The organism is Gemmiger formicilis (assembly GCF_016901605.1).
Lineage (GTDB): Bacteria > Bacillota > Clostridia > Oscillospirales > Ruminococcaceae > Gemmiger > Gemmiger formicilis_B.
On sequence record NZ_JACJKP010000501.1, the window covers coordinates 1 to 370 of the forward strand.

General features: G+C 49.2%; 1 pseudogene. It reads left to right on the forward strand.

The window, feature by feature from the left end:
• Window positions 1–370, forward strand: a pseudogene (gene dnaE, locus H6B10_RS15645) (DNA polymerase III subunit alpha); the annotation flags it as partial.

Here is a 370-nt window from a genome sequence, read left to right on the forward strand (position 1 = left end):
CGAAAACACTAATAAGATTGCAGAAAAATGCAACTTTGAATTTACGTTTGGCGATACAAAATTGCCGTACTTCCGTGCACCGGATGGCATGGAAAATCAGGAGTACTTTGAAAAGCTGTGCTGGGAGGGGCTGGAACGCCGGTATCCCGGCAAGGTGACAGATGCTTTGCGTGAGCGGTTGGCATATGAGATCAACGTGGTCAAAACGATGGGGTATACCAACTACTATCTGATCGTTTACGACTTTATCAATTACGCCAAGAGCCGGGATATCCCGGTAGGTCCCGGCCGTGGTTCCGGCGCAGGCAGTCTGGCAGCGTATTGCGTGGGAATTACGGACATTGACCCCATCCGCTATAATTTGATTTTC